The organism is Actinoplanes sp. CA-252034 (assembly GCF_050956125.1).
Lineage (GTDB): Bacteria > Actinomycetota > Actinomycetes > Mycobacteriales > Micromonosporaceae > Actinoplanes.
On record NZ_CP191846.1, the window covers coordinates 6,035,125 to 6,053,459 of the forward strand.

The window sequence follows — 18,335 nt, forward strand, 5'->3', positions numbered from 1 at the left end:
AGTTCATAGCGTTGCCGGTATGAATGAGACCCGCACCTGGCTACGACCGGCGCTCTGGGCGCTGCTGATCATCAGTCTCGCCGCTAACGGCGTCACGTCGAGCCTCGGCGTCAGCCTGTTCATCGCCTCCGGCTTCGGCCTGGCGACGCTCGCCTGCGCAGCGGCCCTGGCGGTGCAGCACTACCGGTCCCGATGACCGGAGGCCCTCGACGACGCTGCCGATCGGGCAGATCGCCGGGGCGGCCCAGCAAGGAGTGCCCGGTGCCGAAGTCGTCGATGGACAGCTGACGTGAAACGGACGTCGGAGATGGAATGGGACTCGGGACGGAGCTGACCTTGGAGGCGGAGGCGAGCCTAGAGGTAGCTCATCAGCCGCTCGGCGAGGGCGGTGGGCCGGCTCAGCGCCGGCGTGTGCCCGCCGTCGATCTCGTCGGGGACGAGCCCCAGCCGCTCCCGGGCGATGCGGTGCAGGTAGGCGGTCGGCAGCAGACGGTCGTCGCGACAGATCAACACCTTCGTGGATACGTTCGGCCAGGCCCGCATCGGTGTCGGCTCGGCCAGACGCACCTCCGACTGAGCACGGCCACGGGCGCGGGCTTCAGCTGCCAGTTCCGGGTCGACGTCCTGGTAGAAGAGGTCGTCGTGCTGCTCGCGCGGCTCCCGGTCCCATCCGGTGTGGGCCCAGTAGTCGGTGACGGCCTCACCCGGCGCCGGGATCATGGGTGCGACCAGGATCATCAGTCGCGTCGGTACCCGTTCGCAGACGAGCGGGGCGGTGAAGCCGCCGAGCGACTGTCCGACGACCACGAGGCCGGTGCGGTCCTCGACCGCGGCGACCACCGCGTCGGCGTATTCCGGCAGACCCGCCGCATCGTCGTCGCAGGGAAGATCCGGCGCGACCGTGTCATGGCCATACGCCCGAAGTTCGGCCTCGACGAGATGCCAGTACCAGCCGACGTCGCCGGCTCCGTGAATGAGGACGAAGGCGCTCATCGCACAGTCCTTCCCGATCGAGCCTGGTCGCCGAAAGAACGGGTTACCCGTCGGCGCGCGCATGAAGACAGCTACCGGGGGTGAACGCCTGGATGAAGCCATCGAACCACGCGAGCGCTGCGGGCGCTGCAATGCCGGGGCCGCCGCACGCCACCGCCGATAGCAGCCGGCGTCATGGCGACACCCGAACCCGGCTCGGCCGACGAGCGCACCACCGAAGCGGACCAACCGACACGGCCGCCGGACAACGCCACCCACGCAGACCCGCCGACAGGACTGGCGGAGCGGGCGAACTGCCTGTGGGCGGAGGCCGGTGGGAAGATTCGTGGCTATCCGGGCGGGGGGATGCGGGCGTTGAGACGGGCGGCCTGCTTGGTCAAGTGATCGCGTTCGGCGAGGTTCGTGGCCTGGTGAGCAGCTTCGGCGTACATCTGGGCTGCCCGGTTTTGATCGCCTGCCCTCTCGTGGAGGTAGGCCGCCGCGGCGGTGTGGCGTGGGAGGGAAGGGTCGAGTTCGGCCAGGGCCGCCAGGCCTGCCTGTGGGCCGTCGGCCTCGCCGACGGCGACCGCTCGGTTGAGCCGCGCCAGCGGATTGCCGGTGAGGTGGACGAGTTCGTCGTACCACTCGACGATCTGTACCCAGTCGGTCTCGTCGGCGGCCCGGGCGTCGGCGTGCAATGCCGCGACCGCCGCTTGCGCCTGGAACTCGCCGAGCCGGTCGCGGGAGAGCGCCATCTGCAGGATCGCCACACCTTCGGCGATCATCGTGGTGTCCCAGCGGTCTCGGTCCTGGTCGGCGAGGGGTATGAGGCTGCCGTCGGGTGCGGTTCGGGCGGCGCGCCGGGCATGGTGCAGGAGCATGAGCGCGAGCAGCCCGGCGACCTCGGGATGGTCGATGGCGGCGGCGAGGCGGCGGGTGAGGCGGATCGCCTCGGTGGCCAGGTCGACGTCTCCGGTGTAGCCCTCGTTGAACACCAGGTAGAGCACGCGCAGCACGGTGGCGACGTCGCCGGGCTGGTCGAACCTCACCCCGGAGACCGTGCGCTTCGCCCGGCTGATGCGCTGCGCCATCGTCGTCTCGGGGACCAGGTAGGCGTCGGCGATCTGCCTGGTGGTGAGGCCACCGACGGCACGCAGGGTGAGCGCCACCGCCGACGCGGGAGTCAGCGACGGGTGGGCGCAGAGGAAGTACAGCTGGAGCGTGTCGTCGGCGGAGGAGGCTGGTCCGGACGGCGGCTCCTGGTCGACCAGGTCCTCGCGGCGGCGCCGGGCGGCGTCGGCGCGGGCCACATCCAGGAACCGCCGCCACGCGACGGTGATGAGCCAGCCCTTCGGGTCACGAGGCGGGTCGCCCGGCCAGACCCGCAGGGCTTCCACCAGCGCGTCCTGCACGGCGTCCTCGGCCGCCGCGAATTCAGCTCCGCGGCGGACGAGGATCGCGAGCACCCCCGGCAGGAGGCCGCGCAGCTCAGCCGGCTCCACCGGACGAGGCTCCGGGGACTCACCGGCGACGTGGGATCCCACTTGGCCGGCCGACGACCCAGAGTCAGGCGCGGCGGAGAGCCCGGAAGCCGGTCCGGGCCCGGGTTTCAACCCGGATACCGGACCCGGCCCGGATCGCCATTCCGGGCCCGGCCCGGATCGCCACTCCGGGCCGGGAGCTGCGGCAGGACGAGGAGCAGTCATGACGGGAGGGTCACTCCGTGACGGTGGGCGGCATGTGCAGGAACGGACGCAGTTCGAGCCACTCGTGGATAGGCTGGCCACCCGCCCCGGGGGCCGCCGACAACTCGCCGGCGAGCTCGACGGCGCGCTCGTGACTGTCCACGTCGATGATCATCCAGCCGGCGATCAGGTCCTTGGTCTCGGGGAACGGGCCGTCGGTGACCGGCGGGCGGCCCTCGCCGTCGTAGCGGACCCACGAACCTTCCGGTGCGAGTGCCTCACCGCCCACGTACTCGCCGCTCTCCTCGAGCCGGGCCGCGAAGTCGTTCATGTAGGTGATGTGCGCGGAGATCTCCTCCGGCGTCCACTTCTCCATCGGCACGTCGTTGACCGGGTTCGGCGCGCCGCGGTAGTGCTTGAGCAGCAGGTACTTCGCCATGATGGTTCTCCTCGGTGCGTTGTGCGACCCATTCTGGTCGCGCTTCGTCCCGGGGACGGAGCCAGACACACGTTCTCGACATCTCCCACTCAGAAATTCCAAAGAATTTCGGCCGCCGAGGATCCGGACCCCGAGGACCTGACGACGACGGCCACCTCGAAGAGGGGGGACGAGTCACAGGCGTTCGCCGCGTATCAGCAGCAACGGGCTGACCAGGATCAGCACGCCGACGGCGGCGATCGCCGGTCGCGGCCCGATCACCCCGGCGAGCAACCCGCTCAGGGCCGCCAGCACGGCGATGGACAGCCCGCTGCTGATCGACCAGGCCGTCAGAGTGCGGGCGAGCAGCGGGGCGGGCGTGTGTTCGAGCCGATAGGTGGCGAGCACCGGGTTGAACAGGCTCATGCAGATGATGATCGCCAGCTCCAGCACGATCACGGTGACGAGCCCTACGACGCCGGGCTGCACGAATGCTAGTCCGATCAGCCATACGACTCTCAGCGTGCCGACGACCCGCAGCACCCACGGCTGCCCGCGGGAGGCCACGACGCGGCGGGCCAGGCGCGAGCCGATCAAACCCCCGAGGCAGGGTACGGCGAATGCCAGCCCGTATTGCCAAAGTGGAAATCCGAGTTCAGCGACCATCAGAACGGTCAGCAGCGGCTCGGTCGCCATGATCAGCCCGTTCACCAGGAGGCTGTTGAGGAAGAGCGCACGTAGCCCGCGATGCCCCAGCAGATGACGCCACCCACCGACAAGATCACGCCCCGCAGAGGCCGAGAGACCGCGCCCCTTGGAGGAGGCCGACGAAGCCAAGGAAGCGGACAAGGCGGCGGACAAGGCCCGCGGGGCCGACGAGGGCGAGGACGAGGCGACAGAGGACGAGGACGGCGACGAGGGCGAGACGGCGGAAGACGAGGACGGCGACGAGGGCGAGACGGCGGAAGACGAGGACGGCGACGAGGCGGACGAGGACGGCGAGGAGGCAGAGGTCGAGGCGGCGGCGGAGGAACGCGCGGTATCAGGCCCCCGCGGCGGCGGCGCGGCCTCGCGTCCGGGTATCCGGGTGAGGAAGACCGCCGACAGCAGGTAGCTGACCGCGTCCGCGATGACGGTGGTGACCGGCCCGAGCAGCCCGATGGCCGCGCCGCCGAGGGGTGGGCCGACGGCGATGGAGCTCCAGTTCGTCGACTCGAAGCGGGCGTTGGCGACGAGCAGTTCGCCGGGTGGCACGAGAGCTTTCAGATGTGCCCCGGCCGCCGCGTTGAATGCGATCTTGGCGGCCGCCGCGACCGCTGACACGATCAGCAGCTGGGTGAAGGTCAGCGCCCCCGTCGCGTACCCGATGGGGATCGTCATCAGCACGGCGAACCGCACGAGATCCATCGTGATCATGACGGGTCGTTTGCGGCGGAACTCCATCCACGGGCCGAGCGGCACCGCGAGCAGTGCCCCCACGGCGGGCCCGATCGCGGCCAGCGCCGACACCTGCGCGGGGCCGGCGTCGAGCACCAGCACCGCGATCAGGGGCAGCGCCCCGAACGCCAGCCCGGATCCGTAGGCGCTGACCGCATACGACGCCCAGAGCCGGCGGAACTGCCGGTTCAAGACCCGAACGCCACTTTGGTGAGCAGCTCGACGAGGGTCTTGCGCTCGTGGTCGGTGAGCGCCGCGAAGGTGGTGTCCCCGGCTGCCCGCACCTCGGTCAGCGCCTGGTCCAGGAGCTCGAGCCCGGCGGGTGTGGCCACGATGATGCGGGAGCGACGGTCGCGTTCGTCGGGGCGGCGCTCGACGAGCCCGCGGCCCTGGAGGTCGTCGACGAGGGCGACCACCTGGCTGGGGTCGAGGCCGAGGAACTCGCTGAGCTCGCGCTGTGACGGCCCGAACCCCTGGGCGGCGAGCCACAGCACGGAAAGGGAGCGGACCTTCAGCTGGAACGGCGCGAGCCGCGCGTTGGCCACCCCGCTGGTCACCGCTCGTGCCCGGGCGAGCAGGAACGCCGGGTCGGCCGCGAGGTCCGAGCCGAGCAGGCGATGTGTCATGGCTCGGAGCCTAGCCGAGACCCGCAGAGGAGTTGAGAACATCAATCATTGACTTTCTCAACGATCTGGGTCCACGATGACCCGAGATCCCTCCCATCGAGGCAGGCCAATATGGATCTTGCAGTAGGAAAACAAGAGACCAGTGAGGTACGCCGGGTCGTCTTCTCCAGCTACCTCGGCAGCACCATCGAGTTCTACGACTTCCTGCTCTACGGCACCGCCGCCGCTCTGGTCTTCCCCGCCGTCTTCTTCGCCGGCCTGGACGACCTGACCTCGGTGCTCTTCTCGTTCGGCACGTTCGCCGCCGGCTATCTGGCCCGTCCGGTCGGCGGCGTCCTGTTCGGCCACTTCGGCGACCGGATCGGCCGTAAGCGCATGCTGGTCGTCACGATGTTCCTGATGGGCGTCGCGTCGTTCCTGATCGGCCTGATCCCGGGGGCCGCGGTGATCGGCGGCTGGGCCGCGGTCCTGCTGATCACGTTGCGTGTCGTCCAGGGCCTCGCGGTCGGCGGCGAGTGGGGCGGGGCCGCACTGATGGCTCTGGAGCACTCCGGCGGCCGCCGTCGCGGTCTGGCGGCGTCGTTCGTCAACGCGGGCGCGCCCAGCGGGGCGGTGCTCGGCAGCCTGATGCTGGGGCTGTTCTCGCTGCTGCCGCAGGAGCAGTTCCTGTCCTGGGGCTGGCGCATCCCGTTCCTGTTGTCGGCGGTCCTGCTGGTCATCGGCCTGTGGGTGCGCAGCACGATCGCGGAGAGCCCGGTCTTCCTGCAGGCGCTGGCCGACGCCGGCCGCAAGCCGCCCACCCTGCCGATCCTGTCGGTGCTGCGCCGTCCCCGGGCGCTGCTGCTGACCACGTTCGGCGCGGGCGCGGCGTTCGCGTTCCAGGTCGCCATGGCCACGTTCGCGCAGACCTACGCCGTCGCGCACGGCACCCCACGCTCGTCGGTGCTGCTCGGCTTCTCGGTCGCGTCGTTCCTGGCGATCTTCGCGGTGGTCGGCGCCGGCTGGCTCTCCGACCGTTTCGGCCGCCGCCCGGTGCTGCTCGCGGGCGCGATCGGCTGGGCGCTGATGGCGTTCCCACTGTTCAGGCTCTGGGGATCCGGTGACGGGTTGCTGGTCTTCACCGGCTTCGCGGTGGGTCTCGGTCTGCAGTCGCTGATGTACGGGCCACTGGGCGCCTTCATCTCCGAGCAGTTCGGCACGGGCGCCCGTTACACCGGAGCCTCCCTCGGCTACCAGCTGGCCACCCTGCTCGGTGGCGGCTTCACCCCGGCCATCCTGGCGTCGCTCTACGCCGGGACCCGCGGCACGAGCGTCACCCCGGTCGCGTCCTACCTGATCGCGGCGGCCGCCGTCAGCGCGGTCGCGGTGCTGCTGATCCGCGAGGGCCGCCGCCACGACCTGACCACCGTCTCCCACTGAGCTCCCCCGTTGAGGAGAACGCGATGAAACGCCTGCTCCTGACCCTGATCCTGGTGATCGCCACGCTGGCCGGGGCCCCGTCGGCCGCGTCCGCCGCCCCACCCGGCGAGCACCGGGGCACCCTGGCGAGTGGCGCCACCTGGCTCGGTCACATCCCGGCCGACTGGAACGGCACGGTCCTGCTCTTCGCGCACGGTTTCGGCGCGATGCGGCCGCAGGACGCCCCCGACGATCAAACCCGGCAGATCCTTCTTTCCGAGGGGTACGCCACTCTGGGCTCCTCCTACTCCGGGCCGACCCTGTGGGCGCTGGAGACGGCGGTCGACGACCAGTTCGCGGCCCTCGACGCCTTCACCGCCGTGCTGGGAGCGGAGCCGAGACGGACCATCGCCGTCGGCCGCTCGATGGGCGGGCTGGTCAGTGCCCGGCAGGGTCACGGGCCGCGCGGCGAGATCGACGGTGTGCTCACGACCTGCGGCATCGTCGCGGGCGGCCTCAACCTGAACAACTACCAACTGGACGGGCTGCACGCCGTCGTGGAATTGCTGGCGTCCGGCCGTACCATCCCCCTTGTCCGTTATGAATCACCGCAACAGGCCGTGCAGGCGGCGACCGACGTCATCGCCGCCGTGACCGCCGCCCAGGCGACGCCGCAGGGCCGGGCCCGGATCGCGCTGGCGGCCGCGTTGTTCAACGTCTCCGGCGGAGCCGGCACGCCGGCCGCCCAGCAGGAGCGGCAGTTCCAGCAGCTGGTGACCGGTGGCGCGCTGAACCGGTATGTGACCGCCCGGCAGCAGGTCGAGCTGTCGGCGGGCGGCAACAGCGCCTGGAACCGCGGCGTCGACTACCGGGCGCTGCTGGCCGGCAGCAGCCGGTCGGGGCAGGTGCGGGCGCTGTACCGGGACGCGGGCCTGAACCTGCGCGGCGACCTGGACCGCCTGACCGCGACCGCCGACATCACCGCCGACCCGTGGGCGGTCGCCGACCTGGGCCGCTCCTCGATGCCGAACGGTGAGCTGCGGGTGCCGCACCTGACGATCCACACGCTGGTCGACGAGCTGGTGCCGGTCGAACAGGTCGACTGGTACACCGAGCACGCCAGACACCGCCCCGGCCTGCTGCACAGCCTGTACGTGAACGGTACCGGCCACTGCACGTTCCGGGTCAGTGAGCACTTGGCCGCCCTGCACGTTCTGGAGCACCGTCTCGACAGGGGGCGCTGGCCGGGTGATCCCGCAGCCTTCGGGGCGGGCTATCCGGGTGGGGAGCCGAGGTTCGTCCGGTTCGAGCCGGGCCGGCTGGTCGGCGGGCTCGGCGAGCCGGGCCGGGGCAGCAGCCGGGTCAGGCCGATCGCGACGGCGACCAGCGTGACACTGCCGACGATGTCGAGGACGTAGTGGTTGGCGGTGGCGATCACCACCGCCACCATGAGCAGCGGGAAGATCCACGCGAGCAGCGCCAGTCGTGGGTGGGTGGGCCGCAGCAGGGTCCACACCGCGTACGCGCACCACAGTGACCAGCCCACGTGCATGCTCGGCATCGCCGTCCAGCCGCCCTCGCGGGAGGCGTGCCCGAAGATGCCGTGGAGCGCGACGATGTCGACCGTCCCGGGCAGCGCGAACCGGGGCGGCGACATCGGGACCGCCCAGTAGACCGGCAGCACCAGCACCATCATCGCGACCATGGTGCGGCGCACCCACCGGTAGACGGCGACGTCGCGCAGGTGGACCCCGATCAGGGTGGCGGCGATGGCCAGGTAGTAGGCGCGGTAGAACCAGGCCGCCGCGTGCGCGAGCCCGGCGTGCTCGGCCAGCCACCGGTTGGCCGGCAGGACGATGTCGAGGTGCAGCGACCGCTCGATCGACTGCAGGGTCGCCGCGTTGGCGGTGGCCGTCACGTGGTCGCGGCCGACGAGGCTGTGCAGCCAGGTGAACAGCGCGAACCAGGCGAGCAGCCCGATCACCTCGGCGATCACCCGGCGCCGGGACATCAGCCCAGCTCCCACAGATGCACCGCGTCCCGGCTGGTCGTCGCCCAGACGCCGGGACCGGCCGGCAGCGCGGGACCGACCGACACGATCGGATAGGTGATCGGCCCGTCGGCGGACATCGTCGCGACGTCGATGAGGAAGTGCTCCCCCTCGTCCGTGCCGACGACGGCCGTCGACTCCGCGAGGAAGGCGCCCTGGAGATCCCAGACCACGTCGCCGGCACGCAGAGTGCCCAGTGTCGTGGCGCCGGCCGTCCGGTACAGGTTGATCCCCCGCATGTCGGTGTCGGCGGTGAGGAACCGCTCGCCGGACGGACTGACGTCGAGAAGGATCTGCTCGGGCAGGCGCCGCACGGTGAGCCCACTGCCGTCCCAGCGCCCCCAGAGCACCGGTGACTGCTCCTCACCCTCGCCGATGGTCAGGCCCATGAGCGCCGGATCCGGGTGCGGGAAGTGGTACGACGCCGAGGCCACGGTCTCGGTCGCTGCGCGGGCCAGCACCGTGCCGTCGGCGGCGTTCACGACCAGCCACTCCTCGGGCTCGTCCTCGTCGAGGGTGCGCACGTGGGCCCAGAGCAGGCGGCCGTCCGGGGAGAACGCGGCGGATCCGTGGCTCGTGTTCAGGTGGTCGGTGTCGTCGGCATACTCCTCGAACGCGGTATGGGAGAGGTCGCAGATCGTGTCGGACCAGCAGCCGTGTCGGACCTCCCAGCGGGTGACGCCGGTGCTGTCGACGGCCCGCAAGGCGTGGACGCCTGCGAAGACGACCAGGTCGCCGGCGGGTGCGACGGCCACCGATCCGTACCCGCGCGGCCAGGGCGCCGGGAAGCGGCGATCCCCGGCCGCCACTTCCGAGTCGCCGCGCTGGACCAGCAGGTTTCGCCCGGCGAGATGGCGCACCTCCGGTTCGTCGGCGGCGGACCGATCCAGGGGTGCGGGGAGCGTGGCGACGAGGCGAGCGGCGGGCATGCCACACCATAGACGAGCGAAAGTGTAACCAGTGGGTTACGCTTCCGGGGTGGACGAGGTGGCGGGCGCGATCGCGGATCCGGTGCGGCGGGAGATCCTGCTGATGCTGCGTGACGAGCCGCTGTCGGCCGGGCAGATCGCCGCCCGGTTCACGATCAGCCGTCCCGCGGTCAGCCGGCACCTGCGGGTGCTGCGTGACTCCGGGCTGGTCCGTGACGCAGCCGACGGCCGCCGCCGCGTCTACACCCTGGTCACCGAGCCGCTCGACGAGCTGGCCGGCTGGCTGGGGCGGCTGACCCGGCCGTCCGGCTGGCAGCACCGCTTCGACGCCCTGGAGACCGAGGTCCATCGCACCCGCCGGGAGCGGCGCCGCGCCGCGCCCGCAGCAGCAACAGAGGAGATCGCGTGAGCCCGACCCCGACCGGACGCCTGTTCGGCGACGACCTGGTCCTGACCCGCAGCTTCCGCGCCACGATCGACGACGTGTGGGCGAGCCTGACCGAGCCGGAGCGTACGGCGCGCTGGTTCGGCACGTGGAAGGGCGACGCCGCGCCGGGCAACGCCGTGCAGGTGCAGATGGCGCTGGAGGAGGGCGCGCCGTGGATGGACATGACGATCGACGCGTGCGAGCCGCCGCGCCGGCTGGCCCTCTCCGCGGTCGACGACCACGGCGCGTGGCATCTGGACCTGACGCTGACCGAGACCGACGGAGTGACCGAGCTGCGGTTCACCCAGCACCTGACCGGGACCGAGAATGTCGGCGAGGTCGGCCCGGGCTGGGAGTTCTACCTGGACGCCCTGGTCGCGTCCCGGGAGGGACGGCCGCTGCCGGACTTCGGCGACTACTACCCGGCCCAGCGCGACCACTTCACAGCCCAGCGGGAGGAGAAGCGCCCCGACTGAGACGGACGCAGCGGGAGGAAGAACGCCCCGACTGAGACCGCGCAGCGGACGGCGAAGGCCGGCGATTGAGGCGGCGATTGATGGGCATCCCGGCCGGATGACGATCACCGACGCCCCGCTCGTCCGGCTCGGCCGCATGCTCGGCGCCGACGGCTACCTGTTCACCACGACCACGCCGGCCACCCATGAGCGGGTGAACCGGCGGCCCGGCAACAAGCAGGCCCGGGGCATACGCGACGTGTTCGGCTGGAGCCGGCCGTTCGGTCCGGGCGTCCTGCCCGAGGACATGGTGGCGCTGATGGACGCCGCCGGGGTGCTGGAGACCGACGGCGACGTGTGGCGCAGCACGGTCCGGTTCTCGTCCTTCGACGGCGAGCTGTTCGTGCATTCGGCGCATCCGACGACCGATCCGGACTCGGTGTTCTTCGGGCCGGACACGTACCGGATGGTCAACGCCGCGATCGGCGCGGTCGAGGCGCGGGACCGGCCGGTGCGGCGGGCGGTGGACGTCGGGTGCGGAACCGGAGCGGGTGCGATCGCCGTGGCCAAGCGCGCGCCGGGGGCCGAGGTGGTGGCCGTCGACATCAATCCGGCGGCGTTGCGGTTCGCCCGGGTCAACGCTGAGCTGGCCGGGACGCCGGGGGTACGGCCGTGCCACAGCGATCTACTCTCGGGGGTCGACGGCGACTTCGACCTGATCATCTCGAACCCGCCGTTCATGATCGACCCGGCCGGGCGGGCGTACCGGGACGGCGGCCCGCACGGGCACGACCTGCCGCTGGCGATCCTGGACGCGGCGACCGGGCGGCTGTCCGCCGACGGCACGCTGGTGCTGTTCTCCGGCACCGGGATCGTCGACGGGCACGACCCGTTCCTGGAGGCGGTCGCCGATCACCTGACCGGGACCGGGGTGACCTGGACCTACCGGGAGGTGGACCCGGACGTCTACGGCGAGGAGCTGGACGGCCCGGCGTACGCCCACGCCGACCGCATCGCCCTGGTCGTGCTGACCGCGACCCGGGCTCACGGGTGACCGCGCCGGCGGCGGCCGCGGCCCGGTCGGTCGACACGTCCCGGCTCACCGTCGGCGTCGAGGAGGAGTTCCTGCTGCTCGATCCGGCGACGATGGCGAACGCGCCGGCCGCGGCGGCGGTCGTGGAGGCGCTGGCGGCGGACGTCCGGGAGCAGAGCCGGATGGAGTTCCGGCACAGCATGATCGAGATGGTGACCCCGGTGTGCGCGAGCCTCGACGAGGCCGGTGCGCACCTGCTGCGGCACCGGCGGGCCGTCGCCGACGCGGCCCGGACGGTGGGCGTCTGCCTGGTCGCGGTGGGGGCGACGCCGGTCGCCGAGCCGGAGATGACCGTAACCGGCAACCCGCGCTACAAGGCGATCGCCGAGCACTACGGTCGGATCGTCGACGACCCGGCGGTCTGCGGCTGTCACGTGCACGTCGGGGTGCCCGACCGGGAGCTGGCCGTCCAGGTCGGCAACCACCTGCGGCCCTGGCTTCCGGTGCTGCAGGCGCTGACGGTCAACTCGCCGGTGCACGCCGGGACCGACACCGGTCATGCGAGCTGGCGGGCGATGCAGCTGGACCGCTGGCCGGGGCTCGGGCCGTCGCCGTGGCTCGCCTCGGCCGACGACCTGGACCGGACGGTGGCGGTGGCGGTCGCCTCCGGGATCATGCTCGACGAGAGCCTCGTCCTGTGGCACGCCCGGCCGTCGGCCGTCTACCCGACCGTGGAGGTGCGGGTCGCCGACGTCTGTCCGACGGCCGCCGACGCGCTGCTGCTGACCGGTCTGGTGCGGGCGCTGGTCGCCACCGCGATCGACGACATCGCCGCCGGTCGCTTCGCGCCGCCGATCACCGACCATGCGGTGCGTGCGGCGCATTGGAACGCCGCGCACCAGGGCCTCACCGACACCCTTCTGGACGTACGGCAAGAGCGCGCCCGCCCCGCGTGGGATCTCGTCGCCGACCTCGCCGGCACGATCGGTCCCGCCCTGGACCGCAGCGGTGACCGGCCGGTGGTCGAGGCGGGGCTGGCCCGTCTACGCGCCGAGGGCACCGGCACCGACCGGCAGCGCCGGGTTCTCGCCGATGTTGGCGACGTGGCGTCGATGCTGGCCGCGGCATCCCGCTGGACGGTCGACGGCTGAACGTTTCGGAAGATCGACGGCGGGCATCCCGCCCGCATGACTGACGTGGTGGTGTACGAGAACGGCCCGCTGCTGGTGCGCGGCGACTTCACCCTGCGCACCCCGGACGGCGAGGAGATCGACCCGGGCCGGTCCACCGTCGCGCTGTGCCGGTGCGGGAAGTCGGCGATCAAGCCGTTCTGTGACGGCACCCACAAGGCGGCCCGGTTCCGCGCCGGGGCGGGCCGGGAGACGCCCGCGCCCCGGTCAGGCGAACCCGAGTAGCGAGCTCTCCCCGCGCTCCCACGCGGCGAGGACCGCGCCGGCCCACAGCGAGTCCAGCGCGAGCGCACACCGGGCGCCGAACAGCACGTCGGCGGTCTGCTCCGGCTCGCCGGCGCAGAACACCCCGCACATGTCGTAGGCGGCGATCTGCTCGTGCACCGCGTCCGCCTCGACGTGCTCGTCGTAGAACCGGGTCGCGCCGGCGTCCCCGCCGAGGCGGCGCAGGCCGTTGCCGTACGCCCGGTTGGGTCCGGTCGACGTCATCTCGTAGGCGGCCAGGTGCCCGAGCAGTGACCCGCGCCGCCGCCGGTGCAGGGCGAACAGCGACATCAGGTTGTTCGAGGCCAGGGTCAATGCGGGGACGACGTCGACGTACGCGCCGTACGTGGTGTCCAGCCCGAGCGCCGTCATGGTGCTCTTGAACAGCTCCTGATGCATGTACGGGGCACGGCCGCTGCCGTACTCGTCGATCTGGATCTCGATGAGCGCCGCCTTGGCCGCCCCCTCGAGCCGCGGTATGGCGAAGGTGTGCGGATCCGCCTCGCGCAGGTGGTAGACCGAGCGGTGCGCGGCGAACTCGCGGAACTGTTCGAGGGTGGCGCGGCCCCGGAGGTAGCCGGAGAGCGAGGGGCCGTCGTCGTCCTCGGTCATCGCCACAAGTGTCCGGGCGACGGCCACGGCGGTGGGTTCGGCCGGAGCCTCGTCACGGTACGGCGCGGCCAGCTCCCGCAGCGCCGCCTCGAACCGGGTCTCGGCCGCGGTGCGCAGCCGGATCAGGCTCGGCTCCCACTCCCACGCGTCGTCCACGCCGTCCCACCCGCGATAGGCCAGCTCGTACATCACGAACAGACTGAGCTGCAGATCCTCGTCGGTGAGAGCCGATGGGAAGGTGTCGAACCCGGGCGCGGAGATGTCGTGCGGCGCACGGGCCAGCGCGCCGAGCAGGGCCGACGAGACGGGACCACGAGGGGCAGGCGGTTTCATGGCCGGTTGAATGCCCCGGTGGGGCCCGGATATGCCCTGACTCACTACCGATCAAGCGAAGATCCGGGGCGTTGCTGCCGACGGTGCGATCATGACGACCGGCAGGATTTGGGTGTTTCTCGGCGGGGCGACGTCCGCCGTCACCGGACTGGTGATGACGTACGGCAGCGATGTGGGAAACGTGCTCTACGTCGTCACCTACGTGACGATGTGCGTGATGGCGTGGATGGCCGTGGCCCGGATCGGGGCCGGACCGGACCGGACCCCGTGGGCGCTGGCCGCGGTCGCGCAGACGTTGTGGCTGACCGGCGACGCCATCGAGATCGCCTACTACTACCTGTCGCCGGCGGGCGCGCCGCCGGTGGGCCTGGCCGACGCGTTCTGGCTGGCCGGCTATCCGCTGCTGGCCGTCGGGCTGACCATGATGGCCCGCCGTCGCGCGCCGGGTCAGCTGCGGGGCGCCGTGCTCGACGGACTGACCCTGACGGTGGCCGCCGCGCTGGCGAGCTGGCAGTTCCTGATCCTGCCGGTGCTCGGCACCGGGCTGGGCCTGGCCGAGTCGATCGTGCCGCCGCTCTATCCGATCGCCGACGTGGCGCTGCTCGCCGGTGTGCTGTTCATCGCGCTGTCGCCGGGCGGACGGGGCACGCCGACCCGCCTGCTGCTCGGCGCCGTCGGGCTGTATCTGGCCATCGACGTCTCCTACAACGTGCTGCCGTACTTCCTCGACTACAGCGTCGTGTCCCGCATCGGACCGCTGATCATGCTGGGCAACGCGCTGATCATCGCCGCCTGCCTGCACCCGGCGCGAGCCGAGCTGACCAGCCCCGGCCCGCGGGTGAACGTGCTGCACCCGTCCCGGGTCCTCTTCCTCGGCCTGGCGTTCCTGACCGCGCCGACGCTGAGCCTGCTCGAGTCGGGCGTCGACGACAACGCGATCATCGCGCTGGTCGCGACCGCGCTGAGCACCGCGTTCGTGCTGACCCGGTTCACCATCGCGGTGCGGGAGCAGGAGCGGGCCCAGGCGCAGCTCGCCTACCAGGCCCGGCACGACCCGCTGACCGGGCTGGCCAACCGGACCGTGCTCACCGACGAGTTGGAGCGCTCCGGCCCGGTCGCCGTGCTCTACCTCGACCTGGACGGGTTCAAGGACGTCAACGACACGTACGGGCACGAGGCCGGCGACCTGGTGCTGGCGACCGTGGCGCAGCGCCTGTCGGCGGCGGTCCGGACCACCGATCTGGTGGTACGGCTGGGCGGCGACGAGTTCGTGCTGCTCTGCCCGGCCCTGCCGGAGGCGGAGGCGATCAGGCTGGCCGACCGGATCATCGGTGACGTGGCGGCTCCGATCACGTTCCGTGGCCAGGTGCTGGACCTCGGCGCGAGCGTCGGCATCGCCGCCTACGGCGACACGGTGGCCGACCATGACGTGCTGCGCAGCGCGGACATGGCGATGTACGAGGCGAAGAAGCAGGGCCGGGGCCGTTGGGTGGTGGCTGGCTGATCACCGACAGTGCGTATCAACCGGCCGCCGCCCGGATCTGACAGCTGAGCCCGATCCTCGAAGGAGCGCTGATGGTCGCACGACGACGTTCCCGGTCCGGAGACCGCTGATGGCCGCGACGCGGGCGGATCTGCTGGAGATCCGCCACCACGACGACCGCATCAGCCGGTACGAAGAAGTCACCTACTGCGCCTGGGTCGGCGGGGTGACGGTCTATCGCAACGGCACGCAGATCGCCCGGCACGACGACGTCCTCGGCGCCCAGGCGCTGCGGCGCGCTCACGTGAGCAGGGCCTGAAGGCGGGCCAGCACCGCGTTCTGGATCTCCGTGAAGACACGTCGTTCGCCCTCGGCGACCCACAGGGCGAACGACGTGCGGAAGACGGTCACGCACGTCTCGGCGGCCAGGGCGGCGCTGGCCGCGTCGACACCGCGGGCGGTCAGCGCCCGGGTCAGGGCCATCGCCAGTGACGACATCTTGAGCAGCTCGCGCTCCTGCAGGGCCTCGTTGGCCGCGATCACCGACCGGCGGGCGCGCGACCAGGGCCGGCGTTCCTCCGGGAAGAGGGCCGCCGCGCCGTCGAGGACGCCCACGATCATCGTCATCGGGTCTCCGGCCTCCTCCGGCAGACCGCTGAGGAACACCCGCTCGAACTCGTCCTGGTCGACGAAGAGCACCTCACGCTTGTCGGCGAAGTGGCGGAAGAACGTGCGCTCGGTCAGCCCGGCGGCGGCCGCGATCCCGGCGACGGTGGTCCCGTCATAGCCCTGGGTGAGGAAAAGGCCGAGTGCCGCGTCCCTGAGGCGCTCCGAGGCGCCGCTCTGCCATCTCCCCATGACCCCCATCATAGTGATGTCAGAAGCTGACATCAGGGTGTAGCGTCATGTCAGTCACTGACATCACCCATTCTGAGGGAGGCACGCCATGCGCGTGTTCGTCACCGGAGCCACCGGCTGGATCGGCTCCCACACCGTCGACGAGCTGCTGTCCGCCGGACACGAGGTCACCGGCCTCGCCCGCAGCGACGCCGGCGAGAACTCACTGCGGGCCAAGGGGGCGCGGTCGCTGCGCGGCGACCTCGACGACCTCGATGCCCTGCGCCGTGGCACCGAGGACGCCGACGCCGTCGTCCACCTCGCCAACAAGCACGACTGGGCGAATCCCGCCGAGTCCAACCGGGCCGAGCGGGCCGCCGTCGAGACGCTCGCCGAGGCGCTCACCGGCTCCGACCGGCCCTTCGTCTTCGCCTCCGGCCTGGCCTCGCTGGCGCTCGGCCGCCCCGCGACCGAAAGTGATCCCTCACCGTTCAGCGGCCCCGACACCCCGCGCGGCGGCGCCGAGAACCTCGCCCTGGAGTACGCCGACCGCGGCGTCCGTGCCGTCGCGGCGCGGTTCTCCCCCACCGTGCACGGCACCGGCGACCACGGTTTCATCGCCCTGCTGGTCGCCGCCGCCCGTCGCACCGGCGTCTCGGGCTACGTCGGCGACGGCACGTCCGCGTGGTCGGCGGTGCACGTCCACGACGCGGCCCGGCTGGTCCGGCTCGGCCTGGAGCGGGCCCCGGCCGGCACCCGCCTGCACGTCGTCGCGGAGGAGGCGGTGACCGCCCGGGACATCGCCGAGGCGATCGGCCGCCACCTGGACCTGCCGGTCAAGCCGGTCGCCCCGGAGGACGCGGTCGGTCACTTCGGTTTCATCGGCCGGTTCTTCGCCCTCGACATGTCCGCGTCGAGCGCCGCCACCCGGGCCGCCTTCGGCTGGGAGCCGACCGGCCCCACGCTGGCCGAGGACCTGGCCGCCGGCGCCTACGCGCACGCCTGACAGGCGGCGGCACCGGGTCCCCCGATCCGGGGGTTGGCCGACCCGGCGGACCCGCTGTGCGACAGGCCTGGCATCGACGCTCGCAACATCGACGGTCGGCTGATCGCGAGGAGTCACATGCTGCCGTTGGGCGCGCTGCTGGGGCTGGTGCTGCTGGTGGCCCTGGTCACTCCCGGTCCCGCCAACCGGGCCGGCCGACGCTACCCGTGGGCCGGTTTCGGGGCGCCGTTCGCGGTGCTGGCCGGCTCGCTGCTGACACCGTTGCCGATCGTCCCGCTGCTGGCGGGCGCATCCTCCTGGCAGTGGGCGCTGGTGGCGGCCGGGCCGATCGCCGCATACCTGCTGGTCCGCCGGGTGAGCCCGCCGTGGTGGCGGCGCTGGCACGGGTGGATGGCGCTTCGGGCGGCGCTGCTGGCGCTCGTGGTCGCGGGCGTGGAGCTGACAGTGGTCGACCGGTCCGAGACGGCCACCGCGCAGGCGTCCCGGATCTGGATCGTGTCACTGATCGTGACGGCCGGATATCTGGCCTGCTGGCGGGTGGTGGACACCGGTTACTGGCCGCTGCTGCTGATCCGCGACGGCGGGATCCTGCTGGCCGTCGCGGGCGCCGGCATGTGGTGGCAGCGACGGTACGACCTGGACGGCCCCGCGACCACGCTGCTGATCGGGGCGGTGGCCGCGGCCGGAACGTCGGCACTGGTCGCCGGGCTGTGGCGGCTGGTCCGCTGGCTGCGGCACGGCCCGCCGTCGTGGCCGCGCCCGCCCGGCCCGGCCACGTGGCCACCCCAGCCCGGCCAGGTGTGGAACGCGACCGTCGACCGCGAGGACCGGCCGGTGGTGGTGTGGGAGCTCAACCGGCACTGCGCGTACGTGCTGCCGGTCACCCCGGTGGACGGGCCACGCGAGCACATGCGGCTGCCCCTGGCCGAGTGGCATCGGGTGCTCAGCGACGACGCGTGGCTGTCGTTGCAGGTCACGCCCGTGCCGTACACCGGGTTCCGCAGTGTGCGGGGCCGCTGCCCGGAACGGTTCTGGGAGCGGATGGGCCGCCGCACACTCGCCGCACCGACCGCCCCCGAGACGCCCACCCTGCGGTCGGCGGCCAACCTGCCGTGACCCGGCCGCTCAGGTCCACCGCACTCCGGCAGGGTAGGCGGGACGTCGGCCTGGATCTCGAGAG

Annotated in this window: 20 protein-coding genes; 11 read left to right on the forward strand and 9 right to left on the reverse strand. The window is 72.0% G+C overall.

The window, feature by feature from the left end; genetic code table 11:
• Positions 1-19: 19 nt before the first annotated feature.
• Positions 20-196, forward strand: a complete 177-nt coding sequence (locus ACQPZW_RS27830; protein WP_433788976.1) for a hypothetical protein — start codon at positions 20-22, stop codon at positions 194-196.
• A gap of 158 nt (positions 197-354) precedes the next feature.
• Here the strand turns inward: ACQPZW_RS27830 and ACQPZW_RS27835 are convergent, their stop codons facing one another.
• The 5 genes from ACQPZW_RS27835 to ACQPZW_RS27855 all read right to left on the reverse strand — a co-directional run bounded on the left by ACQPZW_RS27835 (position 355) and on the right by ACQPZW_RS27855 (position 5,138).
• Entirely contained in the window at positions 355-993 is a 639-nt protein-coding gene (locus ACQPZW_RS27835; RefSeq protein WP_433788977.1) for an alpha/beta fold hydrolase, read from the reverse strand.
• Positions 994-1,322: 329 nt separating this feature from the next.
• Positions 1,323-2,474, reverse strand: a complete 1,152-nt coding sequence (locus tag ACQPZW_RS27840; protein WP_433788978.1) for an RNA polymerase sigma factor — start codon at positions 2,472-2,474, stop codon at positions 1,323-1,325.
• Between the two features lie 214 nt (positions 2,475-2,688).
• Positions 2,689-3,096: a YciI family protein gene (locus ACQPZW_RS27845; protein ID WP_433788979.1), complete on the reverse strand. Its 408-nt coding sequence runs from the start codon at positions 3,094-3,096 to the stop codon at positions 2,689-2,691.
• Positions 3,097-3,270: 174 nt separating this feature from the next.
• Positions 3,271-4,704, reverse strand: coding sequence for an MFS transporter (locus tag ACQPZW_RS27850; protein WP_433788980.1), 1,434 nt, complete (start codon positions 4,702-4,704; stop codon positions 3,271-3,273).
• Positions 4,701-5,138 carry a MarR family winged helix-turn-helix transcriptional regulator gene (locus ACQPZW_RS27855; protein ID WP_433788981.1) on the reverse strand — a complete coding sequence of 146 codons (438 nt, stop codon included), beginning with the start codon at positions 5,136-5,138 and terminating at the stop codon, positions 4,701-4,703. The genes ACQPZW_RS27850 and ACQPZW_RS27855 overlap by 4 nt, the downstream gene beginning before the upstream one ends.
• Positions 5,139-5,249: 111 nt before the next feature.
• Here ACQPZW_RS27855 and ACQPZW_RS27860 point away from each other — a divergent pair, with 111 nt between their 5' ends.
• The gene (locus ACQPZW_RS27860) at positions 5,250-6,557 is read left to right on the forward strand and encodes an MFS transporter (protein ID WP_433788982.1); all 1,308 of its coding nucleotides are present in this window, start codon (positions 5,250-5,252) and stop codon (positions 6,555-6,557) included.
• A 1,252-nt stretch (positions 6,558-7,809) separates the two neighbouring features.
• Here ACQPZW_RS27860 and ACQPZW_RS27865 read toward each other — a convergent pair.
• Together ACQPZW_RS27865 and ACQPZW_RS27870 are read right to left on the reverse strand one after the other, a co-directional pair.
• A complete protein-coding gene (locus ACQPZW_RS27865; RefSeq protein ID WP_433788983.1) occupies positions 7,810-8,547 on the reverse strand; it encodes a phosphatase PAP2 family protein in 738 nt (245 codons plus the stop codon).
• Positions 8,547-9,515, reverse strand: coding sequence for a hypothetical protein (locus ACQPZW_RS27870; RefSeq protein ID WP_433788984.1), 969 nt, complete (start codon positions 9,513-9,515; stop codon positions 8,547-8,549). Before ACQPZW_RS27870 ends, ACQPZW_RS27865 begins: the two co-directional genes overlap by 1 nt.
• A gap of 31 nt (positions 9,516-9,546) precedes the next feature.
• Between ACQPZW_RS27870 and ACQPZW_RS27875 the strand changes: the two genes are divergently transcribed.
• The 5 genes from ACQPZW_RS27875 to ACQPZW_RS27895 all read left to right on the forward strand — a co-directional run bounded on the left by ACQPZW_RS27875 (position 9,547) and on the right by ACQPZW_RS27895 (position 12,845).
• The gene (locus ACQPZW_RS27875) at positions 9,547-9,924 is read left to right on the forward strand and encodes a metalloregulator ArsR/SmtB family transcription factor (RefSeq protein ID WP_433788985.1); all 378 of its coding nucleotides are present in this window, start codon (positions 9,547-9,549) and stop codon (positions 9,922-9,924) included.
• The gene (locus ACQPZW_RS27880) at positions 9,921-10,418 is read left to right on the forward strand and encodes an SRPBCC family protein (protein WP_433788986.1); all 498 of its coding nucleotides are present in this window, start codon (positions 9,921-9,923) and stop codon (positions 10,416-10,418) included. Before ACQPZW_RS27875 ends, ACQPZW_RS27880 begins: the two co-directional genes overlap by 4 nt.
• 97 nt (positions 10,419-10,515) lie before the next feature.
• A complete protein-coding gene (locus ACQPZW_RS27885) occupies positions 10,516-11,451 on the forward strand; it encodes a methyltransferase (RefSeq protein WP_433788987.1) in 936 nt (311 codons plus the stop codon).
• 92 nt (positions 11,452-11,543) lie between these two features.
• Positions 11,544-12,581, forward strand: coding sequence for a carboxylate-amine ligase (locus tag ACQPZW_RS27890; protein ID WP_433797638.1), 1,038 nt, complete (start codon positions 11,544-11,546; stop codon positions 12,579-12,581).
• 36 nt (positions 12,582-12,617) lie between these two features.
• A complete protein-coding gene (locus ACQPZW_RS27895; protein ID WP_433788988.1) occupies positions 12,618-12,845 on the forward strand; it encodes a CDGSH iron-sulfur domain-containing protein in 228 nt (75 codons plus the stop codon).
• Here the strand turns inward: ACQPZW_RS27895 and ACQPZW_RS27900 are convergent.
• Positions 12,828-13,829 (reverse strand): iron-containing redox enzyme family protein, encoded by a 1,002-nt coding sequence (locus ACQPZW_RS27900; RefSeq protein ID WP_433788989.1) that lies wholly within the window; start codon positions 13,827-13,829, stop codon positions 12,828-12,830. The genes ACQPZW_RS27895 and ACQPZW_RS27900 overlap by 18 nt on opposite strands.
• Before the next feature lie 91 nt (positions 13,830-13,920).
• Here ACQPZW_RS27900 and ACQPZW_RS27905 point away from each other — a divergent pair, with 91 nt between their 5' ends.
• A complete protein-coding gene (locus ACQPZW_RS27905) occupies positions 13,921-15,333 on the forward strand; it encodes a diguanylate cyclase domain-containing protein (protein WP_433788990.1) in 1,413 nt (470 codons plus the stop codon).
• Between the two features lie 109 nt (positions 15,334-15,442).
• Positions 15,443-15,631 carry a hypothetical protein gene (locus ACQPZW_RS27910; RefSeq protein ID WP_433788991.1) on the forward strand — a complete coding sequence of 63 codons (189 nt, stop codon included), beginning with the start codon at positions 15,443-15,445 and terminating at the stop codon, positions 15,629-15,631.
• Here ACQPZW_RS27910 and ACQPZW_RS27915 read toward each other — a convergent pair.
• Positions 15,613-16,170, reverse strand: a complete 558-nt coding sequence (locus ACQPZW_RS27915) for a TetR/AcrR family transcriptional regulator (protein WP_433788992.1) — start codon at positions 16,168-16,170, stop codon at positions 15,613-15,615. The two genes, ACQPZW_RS27910 and ACQPZW_RS27915, sit on opposite strands and share 19 nt — an antisense overlap.
• Before the next feature lie 88 nt (positions 16,171-16,258).
• On the opposite strand from ACQPZW_RS27915, the gene ACQPZW_RS27920 reads away from it, so the two are divergent.
• Both ACQPZW_RS27920 and ACQPZW_RS27925 read left to right on the forward strand, forming a co-directional pair.
• Positions 16,259-17,155, forward strand: coding sequence for an SDR family oxidoreductase (locus ACQPZW_RS27920; protein WP_433788993.1), 897 nt, complete (start codon positions 16,259-16,261; stop codon positions 17,153-17,155).
• 117 nt (positions 17,156-17,272) lie between these two features.
• Complete coding sequence (locus ACQPZW_RS27925) at positions 17,273-18,271, forward strand: hypothetical protein (RefSeq protein WP_433788994.1); 999 nt, start codon at positions 17,273-17,275, stop codon at positions 18,269-18,271.
• Positions 18,272-18,335 lie beyond the last annotated feature (64 nt).

What these genes read in the sequence shown, in the direction of transcription:
- ACQPZW_RS27830 (WP_433788976.1), top strand. Translation starts at nt 20, where the DNA reads ATGAATGAGACCCGCACCTGGCTACGACCGGCGCTCTGGGCGCTGCTG.
- ACQPZW_RS27835 (WP_433788977.1), bottom strand. Translation starts at nt 993, where the DNA reads ATGAGCGCCTTCGTCCTCATTCACGGAGCCGGCGACGTCGGCTGGTAC.
- ACQPZW_RS27845 (WP_433788979.1), bottom strand. Translation starts at nt 3,096, where the DNA reads ATGGCGAAGTACCTGCTGCTCAAGCACTACCGCGGCGCGCCGAACCCG.
- ACQPZW_RS27855 (WP_433788981.1), bottom strand. Translation starts at nt 5,138, where the DNA reads ATGACACATCGCCTGCTCGGCTCGGACCTCGCGGCCGACCCGGCGTTC.
- ACQPZW_RS27860 (WP_433788982.1), top strand. Translation starts at nt 5,250, where the DNA reads ATGGATCTTGCAGTAGGAAAACAAGAGACCAGTGAGGTACGCCGGGTC.
- ACQPZW_RS27865 (WP_433788983.1), bottom strand. Translation starts at nt 8,547, where the DNA reads ATGTCCCGGCGCCGGGTGATCGCCGAGGTGATCGGGCTGCTCGCCTGG.
- ACQPZW_RS27870 (WP_433788984.1), bottom strand. Translation starts at nt 9,515, where the DNA reads ATGCCCGCCGCTCGCCTCGTCGCCACGCTCCCCGCACCCCTGGATCGG.
- ACQPZW_RS27885 (WP_433788987.1), top strand. Translation starts at nt 10,516, where the DNA reads ATGACGATCACCGACGCCCCGCTCGTCCGGCTCGGCCGCATGCTCGGC.
- ACQPZW_RS27890 (WP_433797638.1), top strand. Translation starts at nt 11,544, where the DNA reads ATGGCGAACGCGCCGGCCGCGGCGGCGGTCGTGGAGGCGCTGGCGGCG.
- ACQPZW_RS27895 (WP_433788988.1), top strand. Translation starts at nt 12,618, where the DNA reads ATGACTGACGTGGTGGTGTACGAGAACGGCCCGCTGCTGGTGCGCGGC.
- ACQPZW_RS27900 (WP_433788989.1), bottom strand. Translation starts at nt 13,829, where the DNA reads ATGAAACCGCCTGCCCCTCGTGGTCCCGTCTCGTCGGCCCTGCTCGGC.
- ACQPZW_RS27905 (WP_433788990.1), top strand. Translation starts at nt 13,921, where the DNA reads ATGACGACCGGCAGGATTTGGGTGTTTCTCGGCGGGGCGACGTCCGCC.
- ACQPZW_RS27910 (WP_433788991.1), top strand. Translation starts at nt 15,443, where the DNA reads ATGGCCGCGACGCGGGCGGATCTGCTGGAGATCCGCCACCACGACGAC.
- ACQPZW_RS27915 (WP_433788992.1), bottom strand. Translation starts at nt 16,170, where the DNA reads ATGGGGAGATGGCAGAGCGGCGCCTCGGAGCGCCTCAGGGACGCGGCA.
- ACQPZW_RS27920 (WP_433788993.1), top strand. Translation starts at nt 16,259, where the DNA reads ATGCGCGTGTTCGTCACCGGAGCCACCGGCTGGATCGGCTCCCACACC.
- ACQPZW_RS27925 (WP_433788994.1), top strand. Translation starts at nt 17,273, where the DNA reads ATGCTGCCGTTGGGCGCGCTGCTGGGGCTGGTGCTGCTGGTGGCCCTG.